Genomic DNA, 19,213 nt, shown 5'->3' on the forward strand with positions numbered 1-19,213 from the left:
AATACGGAAAAAATTATGCGTTTTTCGCCCGTAGCCCTTCAAGGGCGCGCTCAAGCTTGGGCTCCATCGGCGCGCTGAGCGTCATGGTGTCTTCATTCCCCGGATGCACAAAACGGATATTGGCAGCATGAAGGAACAAGCGATCCAGCCCGACTGACCGGGTATATGCATCAAAGCGCGGATCACCATAGCGATCATCCCACGCTAAAGGATGCCCGACATACTGCGCGTGTACCCGTATTTGATGCGTTCGTCCCGTCACAGGACTAGCCTGCACCAAAGTGGCTTCAGCAAAGCTTTCAATCACTTTAAAACGCGTTTCAGACGGTTTCCCCTTAGGGTTGACACGCACAATGCTATTCACCTCATTTTTTAATAGCGGTGCGGTCACTTTGCGCTGTTTGGCTGGCCATTTGCCCATGACTAACGCGTAATACTCTTTTTGCACCGTCTTTTCTCGAAACTGCGCCTGTAAATGTCGCAGTGCCGAGCGTTTTTTCGCAATCAATAAAATCCCTGAGGTGTCACGGTCGATCCGATGAACCAGCTCTAAAAAACGCGCCTTAGGTCGCAATGCACGCATGGCCTCAATGGCACCGAATTGCAATCCACTGCCTCCGTGTACCGCGGTCCCCGATGGCTTATTAAGCACTAACAGATGATCGTCTTCGTGCAAAATACAATGTTCAAGCGCCGCTACTTTGTCTAACTTGGTGCTGGGTGCGGCTTTTTCATCTTTGTCGGGAAGACGAATAGGTGGCACGCGCACCACATCTCCCGGTTGGAGTTTATATTCCGGTTTTATCCGTTTTTTGTTAACTCGCACTTCGCCTTTACGAAGCACGCGATAAATCATACTTTTCGGGACATTTTTCAGCTGATTTCGCAAAAAATTGTCAATACGTTGGCCGGCGATATCATCATCGATGTCGATAAATCGCACTTGAGATTTTTGTTCTGTCATAACTTATTATTCTACCTCTAAGTGTGCTGACATGCACCTGTTGAGCGTGCTAAAGCCGTTAAATCACGTGATGACTATGCCGCAAAATCGCGGCAAAATCCGTTGAGTTCCGCTCTCTTCCTGCCGGGCAATCGTGCAAAAAAACGCCATATTCACTGGGTTTTTCTATCAAGGCAACATAAGCCAATAAAGCCGATTGCTGGACTCTGGTCTCCCTGCTATAGTTGCGGCGTTAGTCAGAAAAGCAAACGCTTAGCTGACACACGGTTTATCGTCTGCGATAGAGATATCGCGCTTGGCAAACACGTGGCGCTCGGGATATAAAAACGCGAGTGGCGCGGTTGCGAATCGAGCAGTCGGTAACCGTCATGCGGTTAATCCCGCAATAGCACCATAATTCCGAATGCTTTTAAGGCGTTACGCGGCAATTGGCGTAAGACGTAAACCCAAAGCACCCGTTAGTGTGTTGACACGAGGCAGTGAGTCAGTGTCAGAGCTCTCCGCCATCGGTAAAAAACGGCGGACGCCAACTGTGTAATCCGGTGAGCCATAAAAACCGTTGCAGCTGGCCGATTAAAACTTGCCCGAGCGCACCCCTGATTTTCTCCAGCCGGGAGGCTGCATCATATCAGACTTGGGGTCAGGCAGCATTGGCGACTGCTCTCGTCATCAACCGCTAATAACAACGATAAATAAATGAGAAAAATCAGATGAAAAGAATGTTGATTAACGCAACTCAGAAAGAAGAGTTGCGCGTCGCATTGGTTGACGGTCAACGGTTATACGATCTCGATATCGAAAGCCCTGGCCATGAATCGAAAAAAGCTAACATTTACAAAGGACGCATCACCCGTATTGAACCCAGCTTGGAAGCGGCATTTGTTGATTACGGCGCAGACAGACACGGTTTCCTCCCGCTCAAAGAAATCGCTCGCGAATACTTCCCTTCCGGTTACAGCTATCAAGGCCGTCCCAACATCAAAGATGTGGTGAAAGAAGGCCAGGAAGTTATTGTCCAAGTAGACAAAGAGGAACGCGGTAATAAAGGTGCGGCACTGACCACCTTTGTTTCTTTAGCCGGTAGTTATCTGGTTCTGATGCCAAATAACCCGCGTGCAGGCGGTATCTCTCGCCGTATCGAAGGCGAAGAACGCAGCCAGCTGAAAGAAGCCATGTCCGGCCTCGAGCTGCCACAAGGCATGGGGCTGATTGTCCGCACGGCTGGGGTCGGCAAATCGGCCGAAGAGCTTGAGTGGGATTTAAAAGTGCTTCTTAACCATTGGCAAGCGGTGAAAGAAGCGGCAGCGGCAAACCCTGCACCTTTCCTTATCCATCAAGAAAGTAACGTGATTGCGCRCGCAATCCGTGACTACTTGCGTCGCGACATTGGCGAGATTTTGATCGACAGCGAAAAAGTCTTCACACGGGCGCAAGAACACATCAAGCTGGTTCGTCCTGACTTTGTCAGCCGCATTAAGTTTTATGATGGCGAGGTTCCACTCTTTAGCCATTATCAAATCGAGAGCCAGATCGAATCGGCCTTCCAACGCGAAGTACGCTTGCCATCCGGTGGCTCGATTGTTATCGATCCGACTGAGGCACTGACGTCTATCGATATTAACTCTGCCCGAGCCACCAAAGGCAGCGACATCGAAGAGACAGCTCGCCAAACCAACGTCGAAGCGGCAGAAGAAATTGCTCGCCAATTGCGTTTGCGTGACTTGGGCGGCCTGGTGGTGATCGACTTTATCGACATGACCCCAGTACGTCATCAACGCGAAGTCGAAAACATGCTCCGCGATTCGGTACGAATGGATCGTGCTCGCGTACAAATCGGCCGCATCTCGCGCTTTGGCTTGTTAGAAATGTCGCGTCAGCGCTTAAGCCCTTCATTGGCGGAAGCCAGTCATCATATTTGCCCACGCTGTAAGGGCACAGGCGTCATTCGTGATAACGAGTCACTGTCTCTTTCCATCCTTCGCTTGATGGAAGAAGAGGCAATGAAGGAAAACACCGCACAAGTACTCGGTATTGTTCCTGTCCCTGTGGCCTCTTATCTACTCAACGAAAAACGCCGCTCCGTCCAGCACATTGAGAAGTACCACAATGTCAAAGTGGTGGTGGTACCAAACGCCGAAATGCAGACCCCGCACTTTGATGTGGTTCGTGTGCGCGGTGGTGAAGAGATGGCTGACCTGTCTTATCAATTGCCCGGTCAAATCGACGCGTTGAAAGAAGCAGAAGCACGCGAAGAGCCACAACAAGCACGTCCAGCGAAAAAACGTGAAGAGCCTGTTCTGCAAGGCTTTGCCGCACCCGCGACACCAGCGCCAAGTGCGCCAGCTCAAACGGCGTCGACCGAGGCATCCGTTACAGCGACAACACCGGGATTATTGGCAAAAGTCGGTCAGTTTATTGCTAAGCTATTTAGCGCGCCTGCCAGTGATGAGGCGACGAGCCAAACCACACAAAAGCCTGAAGCATCAAGTCAGGAACAAGGTCAGAAATCATCACGCGACCAACAAAATCGTCGCAATCAGTCTCGTGGTAGTCAATCGCGTGGCAACTCATCGCGAAGCAACCCATCGGCTAGCAACCATAAGCCCGATGCGCAAGACGAGCAAAGCGATAACAGCAGTAACGATCGCGGTCGTAACAATAAGCAACGTCGTCAAAATAAATCCCAAGAAGAACGTCGCGACACCAATCGTAAAGGCAAGAAGCCTCGCAACGATAACCGTAGCGACAAAGCGAAGAAAACCGCAGAGCAAGCACCAGCGGTCGAACCACAAGACGACAGTAAAGCGGCGAAACCGCAAGCTGAAAAAGCGGATACTAAAGGTCAGAAGCCCAACGATCAGAAGGCGGAAAAAACCGAACAGGTTAAACAGCGCCGTCAACGTCGTAAGCTAAACCGTAGCGTGCGGATTAATAAAGACATCGCAGAGACACACGCGCCGGTCGAGACTGCCGCCGAGCCAGGTAAAGACTTGCATCAAGTCGGTGCCGAAGTCGCCCAACAAGCGAAACAGCAACCGGAAAACGGCAAAAAAGAAGGCCAGCAGGACAAGCGTCGTAACCGTCGCTCACCTCGCCATCTTCGCGCCAGTGGCCAGCGTCGTCGTCGCCGTCCAATAGTGAAAAGCCCAATGCCGCTCACCACGGGCATGGCCTCACCGGAAATGGCAATGGGCAAAGTGTGGTCAGCAGAGCAACCGGTTAAGGTGAAGCAAGATCGCCGTCGCCAAGATAAACGCCAAACCCATCAGCCGATTGTGAGTGGTGTGGCGCGTCCTGAAATGGCGATGGGAAAAGTCATTATCATGCAAAGCAAACCGGCTGACGCGGCCTCGGTTTCAACCCCTCCTGCATCTTCTGTAGGCACACCCGCGGCTGAACAGAAGCCTGTTGTGCAGCCCGTGCAGACGCCTGAGGTGGAAGCCACACCGCAAGTGGCTGTTTCACCCGCACCGGCCACGACACCGGAGCATGATCCGAACGTCGATTTAGTGACCGAGAAAGTGATTGAGCGCGAGGTGGCAATCAATGCACCGACCGCCACTATTCAATATCGCCGCGCAACATCACCGATGATGAAAGCGCCGGCACCGAATGAGACAGTCGATCACAGTCCTGTGGCTATCGCCGCGTTTAACGCGCCAAACGCAGACGCCAAAGCAGCAGGTAGTGCCTGCGCTCGTGCATCAGCGTATGCGCCTGCGACCAAGCCCCAGCACTAATTGCTAGGCTTAACGGCATTCTTCAAAGGCCTCGGCATATGCTGAGGCCTTTTTTTAGGTTTATTCCGCCAACGCAATACCTGTCACCCTACCCTCACTTGCAGCGATACATAGAAAAGTGCGTCAATCAACACGCTTCTATCGATACTTCCTTGTCAAAGCGAAAAAACGCAGTAACGTCGTAACAGGATGCGTTCCTCAAGCCTGATTATTCACGTTAACATTGACTCAGACAGGACGAGTGAACCCACAACCTTTATTAAAGTGCTGTAGGGAAAATGCTGTTTATTATGAAGAAGTTTCTCGCTGTCTACCCATTTAAACGCCTTCATCATACCCTGATGCTGGCATTCTTGTTATTAAGCCTTCTTCCACTCACTTTGGTGGCATTGTTTTTTTTAAATGCTTATAGCCAGGATCTGCAAAAGCAAAGTACCGCGCATCTTTTATCGGTTCGAGACAGCAAGCAGCAGCAAATCAATGATTACTTGAATGCCCAAGAAGCCGAAGTGCTAGGCTTTGTGGCCTCTGAGCTAGCCTATGCCAGTGGCGGCCATTTTTATGGTTTGATCGATGCATTTCGCCGCTTACGCCCTGACATTGAACAAGCCCGTCAATACGCCCAACGCCGTTATCTCCCCGAGTCAGGGAACAAAATAAAAACGCCCGTCGCCAAAGACGATCCCAACTATTCAGCCACTGAGCGTTATCGGCTGCTCCATCAACGTTATCATCGCGCTTATCAGGCGTTACTGGCACGCGCGGATTTTGATGATGCTTTACTCGTCGATAAACAAGGCAACGTCACCTACTCGGTGAAAAAACACGCCAACTACGGCACCAATTTAATCACAGGGCCATTCCGAGATACCTCATTGGGGCACACCTTCTCAGCCTTGACACAGCACAGCCAAAAGATACAAGGCAAACTTGACCCGACGCCACATGTCGTTATTTCAGATTTCTTACCCGAGCAAGATGGGATACCCGTGGCTTGGCTAGGTGCACCGATTATTCAACAAGGATACCTTCACAGTTATGCCCTGTTTCGGCTACCCAACCAGGCTCTTGCCGCATTAATGGCACCAAGAGAGTCCAATGGTATTCAAACCTTATTGGTGGGAAAAGACGGCCAAGTACGTGCGCAATCAGCAACCTCTAAAGCGATCACCAACAGCACGCCAGTGATGGACAAGGCGCTAGCGGGGAACACAGGTGTCACCCGTTACCAAAGCCCCTCGGGCAAGACATTACTCGCCGCTTATACCCCCATTGATAGCCATGGTTTAAAGTGGGGACTCGTCGCCGAGGTACCCACACAAGTTGCATTCGCACGAATCCATCAATTAGAGCAGCTATTTATTGTCGCCATGCTGCTCGCGACCCTCGCCGTGGTCGTTGCATCGCATTATGTGTCTAACTTTATTACTCGACCACTCCTTCAGCTTACGTGGGCCGCGGAAAAAGTCAGTGCCGGTGATCTCGACACCCAAATCCATCACACACGCCGGCCTGATGAAGTGGGTCGGCTAGCAGTGAGTTTTGCGCGCATGCGTCATGCCATTCGCGAGAAAATCCAGTTAATTCAACAGCAAAATCAAACCTTAGAAGCCAACCTCACCATCATCAAAGCTCAGAACCAAGAGCTGCAGTTGGCCAACACGCTAAAAGATGAGTTCCTCGCCACCACGTCACATGAACTACGCACGCCGCTACACGGTATGATAGGTATTGCAGAAGCAATGATTGATGGTGCGAACGGCCCAATTAGTCGCGACCATCAATACCAATTGTCGATCATCGTGAACAGTGGTCAACGGCTAGCAAAACTGGTTGATGATCTTCTCGATTATCACAAAATGCGTTATGGCCAACTGGATCTCGAACAATGTCCTGTCGATGTTAACGCAATGACACAATTGGTCCTTTCACTCGCCAAGCACCTTAAAAAAGATAAACCCTTGGAGATCATCAACCAGCTGAGCGATTCGCCAGTATGGGTATACGCCGATCCGCAACGGCTCGAGCAAGTTATGTACAATCTGCTTGGCAATGCGATCAAGTTCACCGATGCAGGCAAAATAGTGATCAGTGCCGATACCATTGATGACCGTATTCGCGTTCAAGTGGTTGATACCGGCAAAGGGATCCCCGCCGAACAACTCAGCCGAGTCTTTGAGCCGCTTGCCCAAGCAGTAAGCGGCCACTATCACTATCAACACGGTGCGGGTCTAGGGCTATCGATTAGTCGACAACTGATTGAACTGATGGGCGGTCAACTCTATGTCAGTAGTCAACCACAGGTCGGAACCACGTTCAGTTTCACGCTTGCCAAAGCACATGAAATGCCCGCACTGACGGATGAGACTGATCAGCATATCTCAATGTCCGAGCATATCCACCCCTTAGACGCGGATCAACGCTTCCCCGACCCAGCTGAAGCCAGCGTCCCCGCTCCAGCCGAAGACGCGCTGCATATTATGGTTGTCGATGATGAGCCGACCAATCAACAAATCCTAACCAGCTTTCTTCACATGGAAGGCTACCGTGTTTCAGCCGCCAGCGATGGCCGCACTGCGATAGATAACGTGATCGCCACACCGCCAGATCTGGTACTTTTGGATGTACTGATGCCGGGAATGAGTGGCTTTGACGTCTGCGAGCAACTCAGGACACACTTCGATCATGCCGCACTTCCCATCATTATGCTCACTGCACTCAACCAGCCGGATGACAGGGTCTATGGCTTTAGCGTAGGTGCGAATGATTACCTCAGTAAACCCTTTGATAAACGAGAGCTGGCCGCACGGATTGCCACCCACCTAACCGCAAGTCAAGCTGAGCAGCGACGCCAAGAAAATCAACGCCTTGAACAGGCACTAGAGCAAAGCGCACAACAACAAGCCAGCCTGCTCGAAACACAATCTTGGCTGATCTCACAGCTGTCTCTTGCGCCCGAAGCCATGCTCGGCATGAGTCGTGATGGCCAAGTTAGGTTCGTCAACGAAGCGGCAGCACGCTTGTTTAAGCGCGATAAAGAAGACGTAAAACGCATGCACGGCCACGCGCTCGTTACCGCCCCCGACCACGCCCAACATAGCGAACGCTATCAAGGGCCACTTACCGCCTTCATTGACGGAACGCCTGAGCACCTTGATGGCATGTTGTTACGCTTTTCTGCAGAATCTGATATCGACAGCCTCTACGTGATCAACAACGATGCCCCCGTTTCTCAAACCCGTATACAAAGCCTTGAAAGTGCGATTGAAGCCCTCTCTGGGTATGCATTAGGCGGCGACATTCGCCAACTGGACGCATTAAAAGCCATGGGCGGTGAGTTTGAGGCGTTGGCAGAAAAAGCTGAACATCAACAAGAAAGTAAAATCAACACCCGTAGGCAACTCATTGTCGAAGCCATGATTGCAGGGTTAGATTACTGGGAAGAAGCCACCGGCAAAACCAAGTTCGACTTTGCCGAACAAAGCGGCTTATGGCGCGTATACCTTGATCGTAGCAGCTTACAAACGCGCACTTTAGACAAGTACCTCTTGCTAGAAACCCTTCCCAAAACGCCAAGGTGGCGCACTGTGCTGAATTCCATTCGCTTTATCCTCGATCATTGCGACAAACGTAGCACCACCCGCACTCAGCTAGAATCTTACTACCAACAACTGCGCCAACTACTGTTAGACGATTAACAACACACCCAGCACTGCAATAAAGTGCCTCCCCTTCCGGGGACAGGCACTTTTCTCCTCTTCCGGGGACAGACACTTTTCTCCTAGCTCCTTACGAGTAGCTCCTTACGAGGACAGGCATGTTTCTCTTTTAAGAGGACAGTCCAGAGCTCCTTACGAGGACAGGCACATTTCCCTTTAGGAGGACAGACACGTTAAGTCCATGCCGTTTTTATTTTCTTCTTGCAGGTATCTTCTTACGGGGACAGGCACCTTTCTTACGGGGACAGGCACCTTTATCTTCTTACGGGGACAGGCACCTTAGTCATAAGGTGCCTGTCCCCACAATCACGATATTTTTCTAAAAGTGTCTGTCCCCGATATCTCTCTGTCACCAATACAGTGCCTGTCCTCACTATCACCTGTCCTCACTATCACCCTCCTATTAAATTAATAATCGACACAAAACAACATTATGGATCTGCCTATTCAGCATGGATAAAAGCCATCTAAACCAAGATTAAAAGTGAAAGTGCGCGCTTTATCACAACAAAAATAAAGATAAATTTTTCGACGAGAAATAAGAGAGGGAAGGTGTGTGACATAGGTCGACCTATCAATAATAACACTGTAAACAATTGATAATTAATAATTTAAAGTTTAGCTTATTGAGGATGAAATGAACGATTTTGAGATTAACTGCATGGACAATCGTCTTCTCAAGCCCTTCATTTTAACGAAAATAACGGCGATTAAAGGTGTTTTTACGGTTTTAACGATTTCGACCGTTGCAGCAAAGGGGCAACTGGGGCTTATTGAAGGGAGTTGCTGGCCGACCTCTTGCAATAACACCATGACGACAACCACAGCGGAACGTTAGCAACCGGTAACATTGAGCTCACAGGCGGTCCATTAAAGAGCTCACCACTATCCATCACGTGAACTGAAAGCAACAGTAAGGAATGGCTATGTTTTCGAGTAACAGTAGAATTGCCAGCAAGACCCTACTTGCCTCTGCAATAATTGGTGCGTTAAGCATGAGTGCTGGCGCAAGTGCTGCTGAGCGCAGTGAGCTCACCATTCATCCCAAAGAGTTCAATACCTTCGTCCGTAACTTTAACCCCTATTTAGGATCGACCTATCTTCACACGACGACCGACTTTATCTATGAACCTTTGGTCGTCTTTAATGAACTACAAGGCAACGAGCCCGTTTATCGTATTGCGACGGGTTTCGACATGGCAGACGATTTAAAAAGTGTCACCTTTACCCTGCGTAAAGGGGTGAAGTGGTCAGACGGTGAAGCCTACACCGCCGATGATGTGGTGTATTCGTTTGATTTGGTCAAAGCGAACCCAGAACTCGACCAATCGGGGATTAACCAGTGGATCGACGATGTGAAGAAAGTTGATGATTACACCATCCGCTTTGAGCTCACTGAAGCTAATTCGAACGTCCCTTATGAGATTGTCAAAGTTCCCGTGGTGCCTGAGCATGTGTGGAAAAACATCGACAACCCCTCCTCATATACCAACGAGAATCCTGTCGGGTCAGGCCCCTTCACCACTGTCGATACCTTTACCTCGCAACTCTATATTCAGTGCCGCAACCCGCATTATTGGGATAATGATAATCTCGACGTCGATTGCCTGCGTGTGCCACAGATTGCCAATAACGATCAGTTTTTAAGTAAGGTGATCAATAGCGAAATGGACTGGACGTCCTCGTTTATTCCTGACATTGATCGCACCTATGCCGCGGCCAATCCAAACCATCACTATTGGTATCCGGCTGCCGGCACTCAGGCCTTTATGGTCAACTTTAATGACCCCGATCCTGCCAAGCGCGAAGCGCTGACCAATGTCGATTTTCGCCGTGCTTTCTCGATGGCGATTGATCGTCAAACCATCATTGATATCGCTTTTTATGGCGGTGGCACGGTGAATGACTTTGCATCCGGCCTTGGGTATGCCTTTGAAGCCTGGTCAGACGACGCAGTGCATGAGAAATATCGTCAATACAATACTTACGATCTAGACGGCGCCAAAGCCCTGCTCGCTGAAGCCGGCTTTAAAGATCAAGACGGTGATGGCTTTGTTGAAACACCATCGGGCAAATCGTTTGAGCTAGAAATTCAGTCGCCCAATGGCTGGACTGACTTTAATAACACCGTACAACTGGCGGTTGAGCAACTTGCCGATGCCGGTATCAAAACAAAAGCACGTACCCCGGATTTCTCGGTGTATAACCAAGCCATGCTCGAAGCCGATTACGATGTGGCCTACACCAACTATTTCCACGGTGCCGACCCGTACACTTACTGGAACAGTGCGTATAACTCTAACTTGCAAGACGGCGATGGCATGCCACGTTTTGCGATGCACTACTACCAAAATGCCGAGCTCGACAAGTTGTTAGATAGCTTCTACAAAACCGCGGATAAAGATGAGCAGCTGGAAATTGCTCACCAAATTCAAGCGATTATCGCCAAGGATCAAGTCACCATTCCGGTGCTTTCTGGCGCGCAAATGTATCAATACAACACAACCCGCTTTACCGGTTGGTGGAACGAAGACAATCCGAAAGGTCGCCCCTCTATCTGGGCCGGCATTCCCGAACGTCTTCTCCACGTACTGGACCTTAAACCCGTTCAGTAACCACTATCGGGCGCATTGTGCGCCCGCTTTTCCACGGTGTTCACGCCACGAACATCACCACTTCGCTGTGTAAGGTGTGGGTTATGGGTTATTTTTTCCGACGGCTAACTTTTTACATGATTGCCCTTTTAGTGGCAGCAACACTCAATTTTATTATTCCTCGAGCCATGCCCGGTGATCCTGTCACCATGATGTTTGCCAACGCCTCGGTGCAAGTCACCCCAGAGCGGATTGAGGCAATGAAACAACTGCTGGGCTTTGTCGATGGCCCCCTCTATATGCAGTATTTCACTTACATGAAAAACGTGCTGAGCTGGGATTTAGGGACCTCCATCCAATTTTATCCATTATCAGTTAACGAACTGCTGGGTAAAGCGTTTGGCTGGTCGCTCTTTCTCGCCGGCAGTGCCGTGCTGCTCTCTTTTTCACTGGGCTCGATTTTGGGCATTTTTGCCGCATGGAAACGCGGCGGGAAATACGATGCCATGATCACCCCAGGCATGCTGATTATCCAAGCGGTACCGCAAGTGGTCATTGCAATGCTCGCGCTGTTTATTTTCGCGATTGGGTTGAAATGGTTTCCGACCGGATACGCCTATACCCCAGGCGTCACGCCCGACTGGACCAGTTGGACCTTTATTAAAGATGTGGCCTATCACGCCGTACTCCCGCTTTTTTGTGCCTCCATCATTCAAGTAGGCGGCTTTTTGGTCAACATGCGCAACAACATGATTAATCTGCTGGCGGAAGACTACATCACCATGGCGCGCGGCAAAGGGTTAAGCGAAAACCGCGTGGTCTTTAACTACGCGGCCCGTAACGCGCTCTTGCCCAGTGTCACTGCGCTGTCGATGTCGCTGGGTATCGCCATCGGTGGCCAGCTGATTGTAGAAATTATTTTTAACTATCCCGGTCTTGGCTCGGTGCTTTTGAATGCGATTAACGCGCGAGATTACCAAGTCCTGCAAGGCCAACTGCTGATTATGACCTTATTTATGCTCTCGTTTAACTTAATTGCTGACATGCTGTACGTGGTGCTTGACCCACGCCTGCGAACCGGAGGAAAAGAATCATGAAAGATCTCCTCACGCTTATTGTGCGCAACAAAATCGCGCGCGCGGGCTCCATCATTGTCGGCTTATTTATCTTAATGGCGATATTCGCTCCACTACTAAGCCAGCATGCACCGGATAAACGCACCGGTAACCCGCATGAATACCCAAGCTTTGTGGTTAAAGCCGCACAAGCCAACTCAGATGGCTGGGTCGCCACCCACTTAGCAGACCATCCTCGTACCTTGCTAATGTCAAAAGACGCGGAGCATGCCCTCGGCACCACCCGTATGGGCCGCGATGTCTGGTCCCAGTTACTCCATGGTGCTCGCGTTTCACTGGCAGTCGGTTTTGGCGCCGGGATCACCGTGTGTGTACTCGCCACCTTAATTGGCATTACAGCCGGCTATTTAGGCGGTTGGGTTGACGATGTACTCACCGCCGCGATGAACATCATGTTGGTGATCCCGCAATACCCACTCTTGTTCGTGCTCGCCGCGTTTATCGGCGAAGCCGGGCCGCTGACGATCGCCATCATTATTGGCTGTACCTCCTGGGCGTGGGGAGCACGGGTGGTTCGCTCACAAACCCTTGCCCTGCGCGAAAAAGAGTTCGTGAAAGCCGCTGAAGTGCTGGGCGAGTCGCGCTTTCGCATCACCTTTGTCGAGATCTTGCCTAACCTCGTGCCCATTGTCGGCGCCAGCTTTATTGGCTCAGTGATGTATGCCATTGCCATGGAGTCAATTATTTCCTTCTTAGGCCTTGGCGATCCCAACACCATCAGCTGGGGGATCATGCTCTACAACGTACAAACCTCGTCATCCATGCTGATTGGCGCGTGGTGGGAGCTGCTCGCACCTTGTATTGCGCTGACCTTACTGGTGACGGGGCTTGCCTTGCTCAACTTCGCAGTGGATGAAATAGCCAACCCGCAATTACGTGCGCAAAAAGGGATGAAGCGCTGGAAAAAACTTAACCAGCAAGAAAAGAAAGCCCGAGACGAGAATCCCGTTGCCGAACACATGTTGATCAGTGGAGATAAATCATGAGTCGCACCCCACTTATCTCAATCCGTGATCTGTGCGTGGACTACATTACCGATGCCGGTGATGTCCGAGCCTGCGATCACGTCAGTTTTGACATCGCCCCCGGTGAAGTATTTGGCCTGGCTGGCGAATCGGGATGCGGTAAATCCACCGTTGCCTTTTCGCTGATGCGTCTGCATAAGCCACCCGCATTTATCACCGGCGGCGAAGTGCTATTTAACGGCGAGAATATCCTCAACTATAGCGATGCCCGCATGCGTGATTTTCGTTGGCGAGAAATGTCGATGGTGTTTCAAAGCGCCATGAATGCCCTCAATCCCGTGCTGACGCTTGAAGATCAATTTTGCGATGTATTAATGCGTCACACCAATATGACCCGTAAACAAGCGGTCAATCGAGCGCAAGGCTTGCTGGAAATTGTCGATATTCACCCCAGCCGCCTGACCGATTATCCGCACCAGTTTTCGGGCGGGATGCGTCAGCGCTTGGTAATTGCCATTGCGCTAGCCCTCAACCCGAAAATGATCATCATGGATGAGCCCACCACCGCATTAGATGTGGTGGTGCAGCGCGAGATCTTACAAAAAATCTACGCGTTAAAAGAAGAGTTTGGCTTTTCGATTCTGTTTATCACCCATGACTTATCGCTCATGGTCGAGTTTTCCGACCGGATAGGGATCATGTATTCCGGTGAGCTGATTGAAGTCGCGCCGTCCAAACAAGTACTTACCAATCCCTATCACCCCTACACCGAAGGGCTGGGCAGCTCATTCCCCTCACTCACCGGGCCCAAGCGCCAACTGGTGGGTATCCCAGGTAATCCGCTCAACTTACTCGAAATCCCGACCGGCTGCCGCTTTCAAGCACGTTGCGCGCAAGTGCATGAACAGTGTCGAACCACCCAAACCGTGCTGCGCCAAATCGAACCAGGCCGTTATTCCAACTGCCACCTATACGACGGCGAGCCGATCGCCCAACAAAAAGTCTAATATCGTGCCAATGTGAGGAAGTCAGTGATGAGTACAGGTCTTGGAGAACTGCTGGTTGAAGGTAAAAACGTGGTGAAAGATTTCCCTATTAATAGCCATGCCCTTAAACAACCCATGATGCGAGCGATCAATGATGTCTCGTTCAAAATGTACAAAGGCCGTGGACTTGCGGTGGTGGGTGAATCAGGCTCGGGCAAATCAACCACCGCGAAAATGATCGCCAAAATGTACGCCCCGACCGACGGCTGCATTGAATACCGGGGACGCGATATCACCACCATTAAAAAACGTGATGAGCTGATGCGCTATCGCGAAGGCCTGCAAATGGTCTGGCAAGACCCTTTTGGCTCGCTCAATCCCACGCATAATGTGTTTCACCATATTGCGCGTCCGTTATTGATCCACAAAAAAGTCGCCAAGCGCGACAAAGCCCAATTGAAAGAACGGGTGTTCGAGCTGCTCGAGCAAGTGGGCCTCACTCCGGCCAAAGAAACGGCGGAGAAATTCCCCCACCAGCTGTCGGGCGGCCAACGTCAGAGGATAAACCTAGCGCGTAACATCGCCGTAGGCGCGGAAGTGGTACTCGCCGACGAACCCACCTCGATGCTGGATGTGTCGATTCGTGCCGGCGTGCTTAACCTCATGGAAGAGATGAAAGTGGAGAAGCAAATGTCGCTGCTCTACATCACCCATGATATCGCCACCGCGCGTTACATTGCCGAAGACTTGGCAGTGATGTACGTCGGCCATATGGTCGAATGGGGCGACACCGAAGAAATTATTCATCGCCCTCAGCATCCTTACACCCAACTGTTGGTCTCAGCGGTGCCCGATCCCAGCAAATCCATTCACGAGGAACTAAAGGGCAACAAGGGTGAGATCCCACTGTGGACACCAGATTCCGTCGGCTGCCCTTTTTCCGGCCGCTGCCCACATGCCACCGCTAAATGCACCGAACAGCTACCCGGCGTGACCAAGCTCGCCGACAACCACTATGTGCGCTGCTATTTGTACGAGCAATAGCGACCAATAAGGATACCATCATGCAAGTGCTGACCAATCACATCGGCTACTCGTTACACGGTGACAAATACGCGGTGATCGTCAGTGACAGCGAATCCCTCACCGGCACACCCGTGGTACTGATTGCCCTGCCTCCTCTTAAGGGGACAGGCACATTTAGCACTGCCGATAAAGCTGCCTCCTCTTCCGGGGACAGGCACTTTAACGAGGCCGCAGGAAGTGCAAACAATTTTACCGGGACAGGCACTTTTGTTCGTGGGACAGACACAGTATCACTCGATAAAGTGGTCGCGCAGTTTGAATTACACCAAGGAACACAGTTAAACAACTGGCAGATGGACTCGGCTTATACCCTCGATTTTTCTGCCTTTGCGCATCGCGGACGCTATCAACTCGTGCTGTTAACAGACACACCGGTATATTCGCATCCGTTTGAGATCCGAGATGATTGCCTGTTTCACACCACGTTTTCCGACCTGCTGCATTACTTTAAATCGCAGCGGTGTAGCGGTATCTATGAACACGCGGATCAGCGCGCCAAGGTATTTGGTTCTGATGAACGTATGGATGTATCCGGCGGTTGGTACGATGCCTCTGGCGATGTAAGCAAATACCTGAGTCACCTTTCCTATGCCAATTACTTTAATCCTCAACAAATCCCGCTGTTGGCTTGGGGGCTGGCCGATCTTGCCAACCAATTTAGCTCGGACACGCTGCCTGCGTTTATGCGTACACGCTTAGCTGATGAAGCGAAACACGGCGCCGATTTTCTTCTCCGTATGCAACACCCCAGTGGCTTTTTTTACATGACGGTGTTTGATCAATGGTCGAAAGATCCGGAGCGCCGCACCCTTTGCGCTTACGCGACGCAAGATGGAGTAATGAGTGAGGCTTACCAAGCCAGCTTTCGTCAAGGCGGCGGCATGGCGATTGCAGCCCTTGCCGCCGCAAGCAGAGCCTCACTTTGCTCAGAGCCTGACCAACAAGCACGCTATTTAGACGCTGCCATTCGTGGCTACTGGCATTTGGTTGAACATAACCATCACTACCTTGATGACGGTGAGCCCAACATTATTGACGAAACCTGCGCCCTTCTCGCCGCATGCGAGTTACATCACGCCACTCGACAATCTACCGAAGAGCAATCTACCGGGGACAGTCACGCTTATTTAACGGGACAGGCACCTTTAGGTTCCGGGGACAGACACATTAGTGCGAACGGTGACTGTCCCTTTTTGATCGAGGCACGAGGTTGGATGCAAAAGCTGGTCGCACGGCAACGCAGTGATGAGACTTGCCAATATTATTGGTCGGCCAATGCCGATGGGAGCCGCCCGTTTTACCATGCCGCTGATGCAGGTCTGCCCGGGTTGGCGTTAGTTCGCTATCTCGATGTAGAAACCGAACCCAGTCACCAGGCTATCGCGCAAACAGCACTGGAACGCGCCTGCCAGTTTGAGCTGAGCCTAACACAAACCGCCGATAATCCATTCGCGTATCCGCGTCAGTACGTCAAACCCGTCGATGGCGTTAAACAGGTGCGTCACTTTATTCCTCACCACAATGAAACCGGCTATTGGTGGCAAGGCGAGAATGCACGCTTGGGGTCACTGGCGACCTTTGCGTGTCATGCCACGCGCCATATTCAAGACGATGCGCTAAATGCTGCTCTCCACACCTTTAGCCAACGGGCGCTTAATTGGATCCTCGGTTTAAATCCATTTGATATCTGTATGCTCGATGGGCATGGCCACAACAACCCAGATTACCTACCGCACTTGGGCTTTTTTAATGCCAAAGGGGGGATCTGCAATGGCATTACCGCAGGGATGGAGGATGAAACACAGATTGCATTCAACCCCGCGCCATATTGCGATGATATGGCGCAAAACTGGCGATGGAGCGAGCAGTGGTTGCCACATGCAAGCTGGTTTATGCTCGCCATCAGTGCGCAAACGCTGACTGGCAACGGCCACTCGAACAAGGAGAACACGTGATGACTTACCGCCTCGATCTTAGTGTGATCAACGAGTATCCCAATGACACTCCACCGCGCAGCCGAATGGGGTTAACCTTGCATAATCTCACCGACTGTCCCTTAAATCAGCTGTCTATTGCGGTACTGTTTGATCGCTTCATCAACGCCAAGACCCCGTCACAAGGCAGCATCGAGCAAGTTGGCAGCTATTGCGTCATTACACCGGAGCATCAAACACTCGATGCCAATCAGAGCTTATACATCGAGTTTGATGCCCACACGCCGCCATTACGGTTCCTTTGTGCGGGCTTTAAAGATGCGCTGCTCTATGCCAATGGCGAGCAATACTCCGTGATGCTCACCCCCATCAATTTAGCGCATACTCACACCACACGCTCATCGATTCCAGATGTTCATCCCGCCGAGCACGCCATTATTCCGGTACCCAAATCGGTGCGCCACCAGCCAGGATACTTTACGTTTTCACCCACAACACCGTTAATCGCGGTGGATCCACAGGCCCTTCCCGCCGCGCAGTGGCTAAGCAACGAATGGGTTCGCATGTATCCGCAAGCTGATATTGCACTCGACCCACGCCACCAAGATGCGGTCACTGGCGATCATGCCATTATCTTACGGCCTTTACCCGACTCTGCACTTCGAGATATCACACACCGTGATGAGGCCTATCAGCTCACCGTCACCGACCAAGGCGTGGTGATCCAAGCCTGTGCTGAACGCGGGTTTATTCACGGCTGCGCATCGCTGTTACAACTTTGCCAAGAGCAAAACACACAGCTTCGAATACCGGCAATCAAAATCAGCGATGCACCACGCTTTGCTTACCGAGGGATGATGCTCGATTGCGCGCGCCATTTTCATTCGGTGGACACGGTAAAGCGACTGATTAACCAGTTAGCCTATTTTAAGTTCAATACCTTTCACTGGCATTTAACCGACGATGAAGGCTGGCGACTGGAAATTAAAGCTCTGCCTGAATTGACGCGCTATGGGAGTCAACGCGGCCCCAATACCCGCCTTGCTCCGCAATTCAGTCATATTGCAAAACGTCACGAAGGTTATTATCGCCAAGAAGACGTACGTGACGTGATTGAATACGCCGCAGCCCGTGGTATTACCGTCATTCCTGAAATTGATATTCCCGGCCACTGTCGCGCAGCCATCAAAGCGCTGCCTGATTGGCTACACGATGCCGACGACCGCTCGACTTACCGCAGCGTGCAGCACTACACCGATAACGTATTATCGCCAGCCCTCGATGGCACGTATCGATTTTTAGATACGGTATTAAGTGAAGTCGCCGAGCTTTTCCCCGCCTCATGGGTCCATATTGGCGCCGATGAAGTCCCTGACGGGGTATGGACGGATAGCTCAATTTATCGGGACAGACGCATGAACGGAGAAACGACCACTTCGCTACAGGGACAGATACTGACCTATGCTGAGCAAAAGCTTCGCGCCTTGGGCAAACGTATGGTTGGCTGGGAAGAAGTGCAGCACGGCGATAAAGTCAGCAAAAACACCGTGATCTATTCATGGCAAAGCGAAGACGCCGCATTGCATTGTGCGCAGCATGGGTTTGATGTGATTTTAACCCCGGGTCAAGCGACCTATCTCGATATGGTGCAAGATTATGCTGCCACCGAGCCCGGGCTCGACTGGGCGGGCGTCACACCATTAGAAAAAGCCTACCAATATGAGCCGCTAGCAAGCCTCGCCAGTGATGACCCAGCTCGTGAGCATATGCTAGGCGTACAATGTGCACTCTGGAGTGAACTGATCACTAATCAGGACAGGCTCGATTATATGGTGTTTCCAAGGCTTACCGCCATTGCAGAAGCGGCCTGGAGCCACAGTGAGCGCCGTGACTGGCTCGATTATCTGGCCAGACTCAAAGCGCAGTTACCGCGTTTAGACAAGTTCGGTATTCAATACCGTTCCCCTTGGGCATCGAACAAGTAGGCCGAATTCGCCCACCTGGCAGTGCCTCCTGCGCTGCCAGCTCTTTGCGCTCGCATCCCATCTGTTTATAATGCCCAGCCATTGTTGTCAGTCTGAGAGTGTTT

11 protein-coding genes are annotated in these 19,213 nt (G+C 51.2%); 10 read left to right on the forward strand and 1 reads right to left on the reverse strand.

Going from position 1 to position 19,213, the window contains the following annotated elements; all coding sequences use genetic code 11:
• Positions 1 to 13: 13 nt before the first annotated feature.
• On the reverse strand, positions 14 to 964 hold the full coding sequence (gene rluC, locus BZG78_RS02145) for a 23S rRNA pseudouridine(955/2504/2580) synthase RluC (protein WP_021023160.1): 951 nt from the start codon (positions 962 to 964) through the stop codon (positions 14 to 16).
• Positions 965 to 1,683: 719 nt separating this feature from the next.
• On the opposite strand from rluC, the gene rne reads away from it, so the two are divergent.
• The 10 genes from rne to BZG78_RS02195 all read left to right on the forward strand — a co-directional run bounded on the left by rne (position 1,684) and on the right by BZG78_RS02195 (position 19,109).
• Positions 1,684 to 4,704: a ribonuclease E gene (gene rne / locus BZG78_RS02150; RefSeq protein ID WP_077660296.1), complete on the forward strand. Its 3,021-nt coding sequence runs from the start codon at positions 1,684 to 1,686 to the stop codon at positions 4,702 to 4,704.
• A 290-nt stretch (positions 4,705 to 4,994) separates the two neighbouring features.
• Positions 4,995 to 8,402 carry a hybrid sensor histidine kinase/response regulator gene (locus BZG78_RS02155; RefSeq protein WP_077660297.1) on the forward strand — a complete coding sequence of 1,136 codons (3,408 nt, stop codon included), beginning with the start codon at positions 4,995 to 4,997 and terminating at the stop codon, positions 8,400 to 8,402.
• 658 nt (positions 8,403 to 9,060) lie between these two features.
• Entirely contained in the window at positions 9,061 to 9,261 is a 201-nt protein-coding gene (locus BZG78_RS02160) for a hypothetical protein (protein WP_077660251.1), read from the forward strand.
• 88 nt (positions 9,262 to 9,349) lie between these two features.
• Positions 9,350 to 11,038, forward strand: coding sequence for an ABC transporter substrate-binding protein (locus tag BZG78_RS02165; protein WP_077660252.1), 1,689 nt, complete (start codon positions 9,350 to 9,352; stop codon positions 11,036 to 11,038).
• A gap of 83 nt (positions 11,039 to 11,121) precedes the next feature.
• Positions 11,122 to 12,114, forward strand: a complete 993-nt coding sequence (locus BZG78_RS02170) for an ABC transporter permease (RefSeq protein WP_025673154.1) — start codon at positions 11,122 to 11,124, stop codon at positions 12,112 to 12,114.
• Positions 12,111 to 13,139, forward strand: a complete 1,029-nt coding sequence (locus tag BZG78_RS02175; protein ID WP_077660253.1) for an ABC transporter permease — start codon at positions 12,111 to 12,113, stop codon at positions 13,137 to 13,139. The genes BZG78_RS02170 and BZG78_RS02175 overlap by 4 nt, the downstream gene beginning before the upstream one ends.
• A complete protein-coding gene (locus BZG78_RS02180; protein WP_077461207.1) occupies positions 13,136 to 14,125 on the forward strand; it encodes an ABC transporter ATP-binding protein in 990 nt (329 codons plus the stop codon). Before BZG78_RS02175 ends, BZG78_RS02180 begins: the two co-directional genes overlap by 4 nt.
• A 27-nt stretch (positions 14,126 to 14,152) precedes the next feature.
• Positions 14,153 to 15,148: an ABC transporter ATP-binding protein gene (locus BZG78_RS02185; protein WP_077461206.1), complete on the forward strand. Its 996-nt coding sequence runs from the start codon at positions 14,153 to 14,155 to the stop codon at positions 15,146 to 15,148.
• Between the two features lie 20 nt (positions 15,149 to 15,168).
• A complete protein-coding gene (locus tag BZG78_RS02190; protein WP_242412970.1) occupies positions 15,169 to 17,145 on the forward strand; it encodes a glycoside hydrolase family 9 protein in 1,977 nt (658 codons plus the stop codon).
• Positions 17,145 to 19,109, forward strand: a complete 1,965-nt coding sequence (locus BZG78_RS02195; protein ID WP_077660254.1) for a family 20 glycosylhydrolase — start codon at positions 17,145 to 17,147, stop codon at positions 19,107 to 19,109. The genes BZG78_RS02190 and BZG78_RS02195 overlap by 1 nt, the downstream gene beginning before the upstream one ends.
• Positions 19,110 to 19,213 lie beyond the last annotated feature (104 nt).

Origin of the sequence: Salinivibrio sp. MA351 (assembly GCF_001996065.1) — a bacterium.
Taxonomy (GTDB): domain Bacteria; phylum Pseudomonadota; class Gammaproteobacteria; order Enterobacterales; family Vibrionaceae; genus Salinivibrio; species Salinivibrio costicola.

Excerpts from the sequence above, each read along its gene's own strand:
- rluC (WP_021023160.1), bottom strand. The coding sequence starts at position 964 with ATGACAGAACAAAAATCTCAAGTGCGATTTATCGACATCGATGATGAT.
- BZG78_RS02155 (WP_077660297.1), top strand. The coding sequence starts at position 4,995 with ATGAAGAAGTTTCTCGCTGTCTACCCATTTAAACGCCTTCATCATACC.
- BZG78_RS02160 (WP_077660251.1), top strand. The coding sequence starts at position 9,061 with ATGAACGATTTTGAGATTAACTGCATGGACAATCGTCTTCTCAAGCCC.
- BZG78_RS02165 (WP_077660252.1), top strand. The coding sequence starts at position 9,350 with ATGTTTTCGAGTAACAGTAGAATTGCCAGCAAGACCCTACTTGCCTCT.
- BZG78_RS02170 (WP_025673154.1), top strand. The coding sequence starts at position 11,122 with ATGGGTTATTTTTTCCGACGGCTAACTTTTTACATGATTGCCCTTTTA.
- BZG78_RS02175 (WP_077660253.1), top strand. The coding sequence starts at position 12,111 with ATGAAAGATCTCCTCACGCTTATTGTGCGCAACAAAATCGCGCGCGCG.
- BZG78_RS02180 (WP_077461207.1), top strand. The coding sequence starts at position 13,136 with ATGAGTCGCACCCCACTTATCTCAATCCGTGATCTGTGCGTGGACTAC.
- BZG78_RS02185 (WP_077461206.1), top strand. The coding sequence starts at position 14,153 with ATGAGTACAGGTCTTGGAGAACTGCTGGTTGAAGGTAAAAACGTGGTG.
- BZG78_RS02190 (WP_242412970.1), top strand. The coding sequence starts at position 15,169 with ATGCAAGTGCTGACCAATCACATCGGCTACTCGTTACACGGTGACAAA.
- BZG78_RS02195 (WP_077660254.1), top strand. The coding sequence starts at position 17,145 with ATGACTTACCGCCTCGATCTTAGTGTGATCAACGAGTATCCCAATGAC.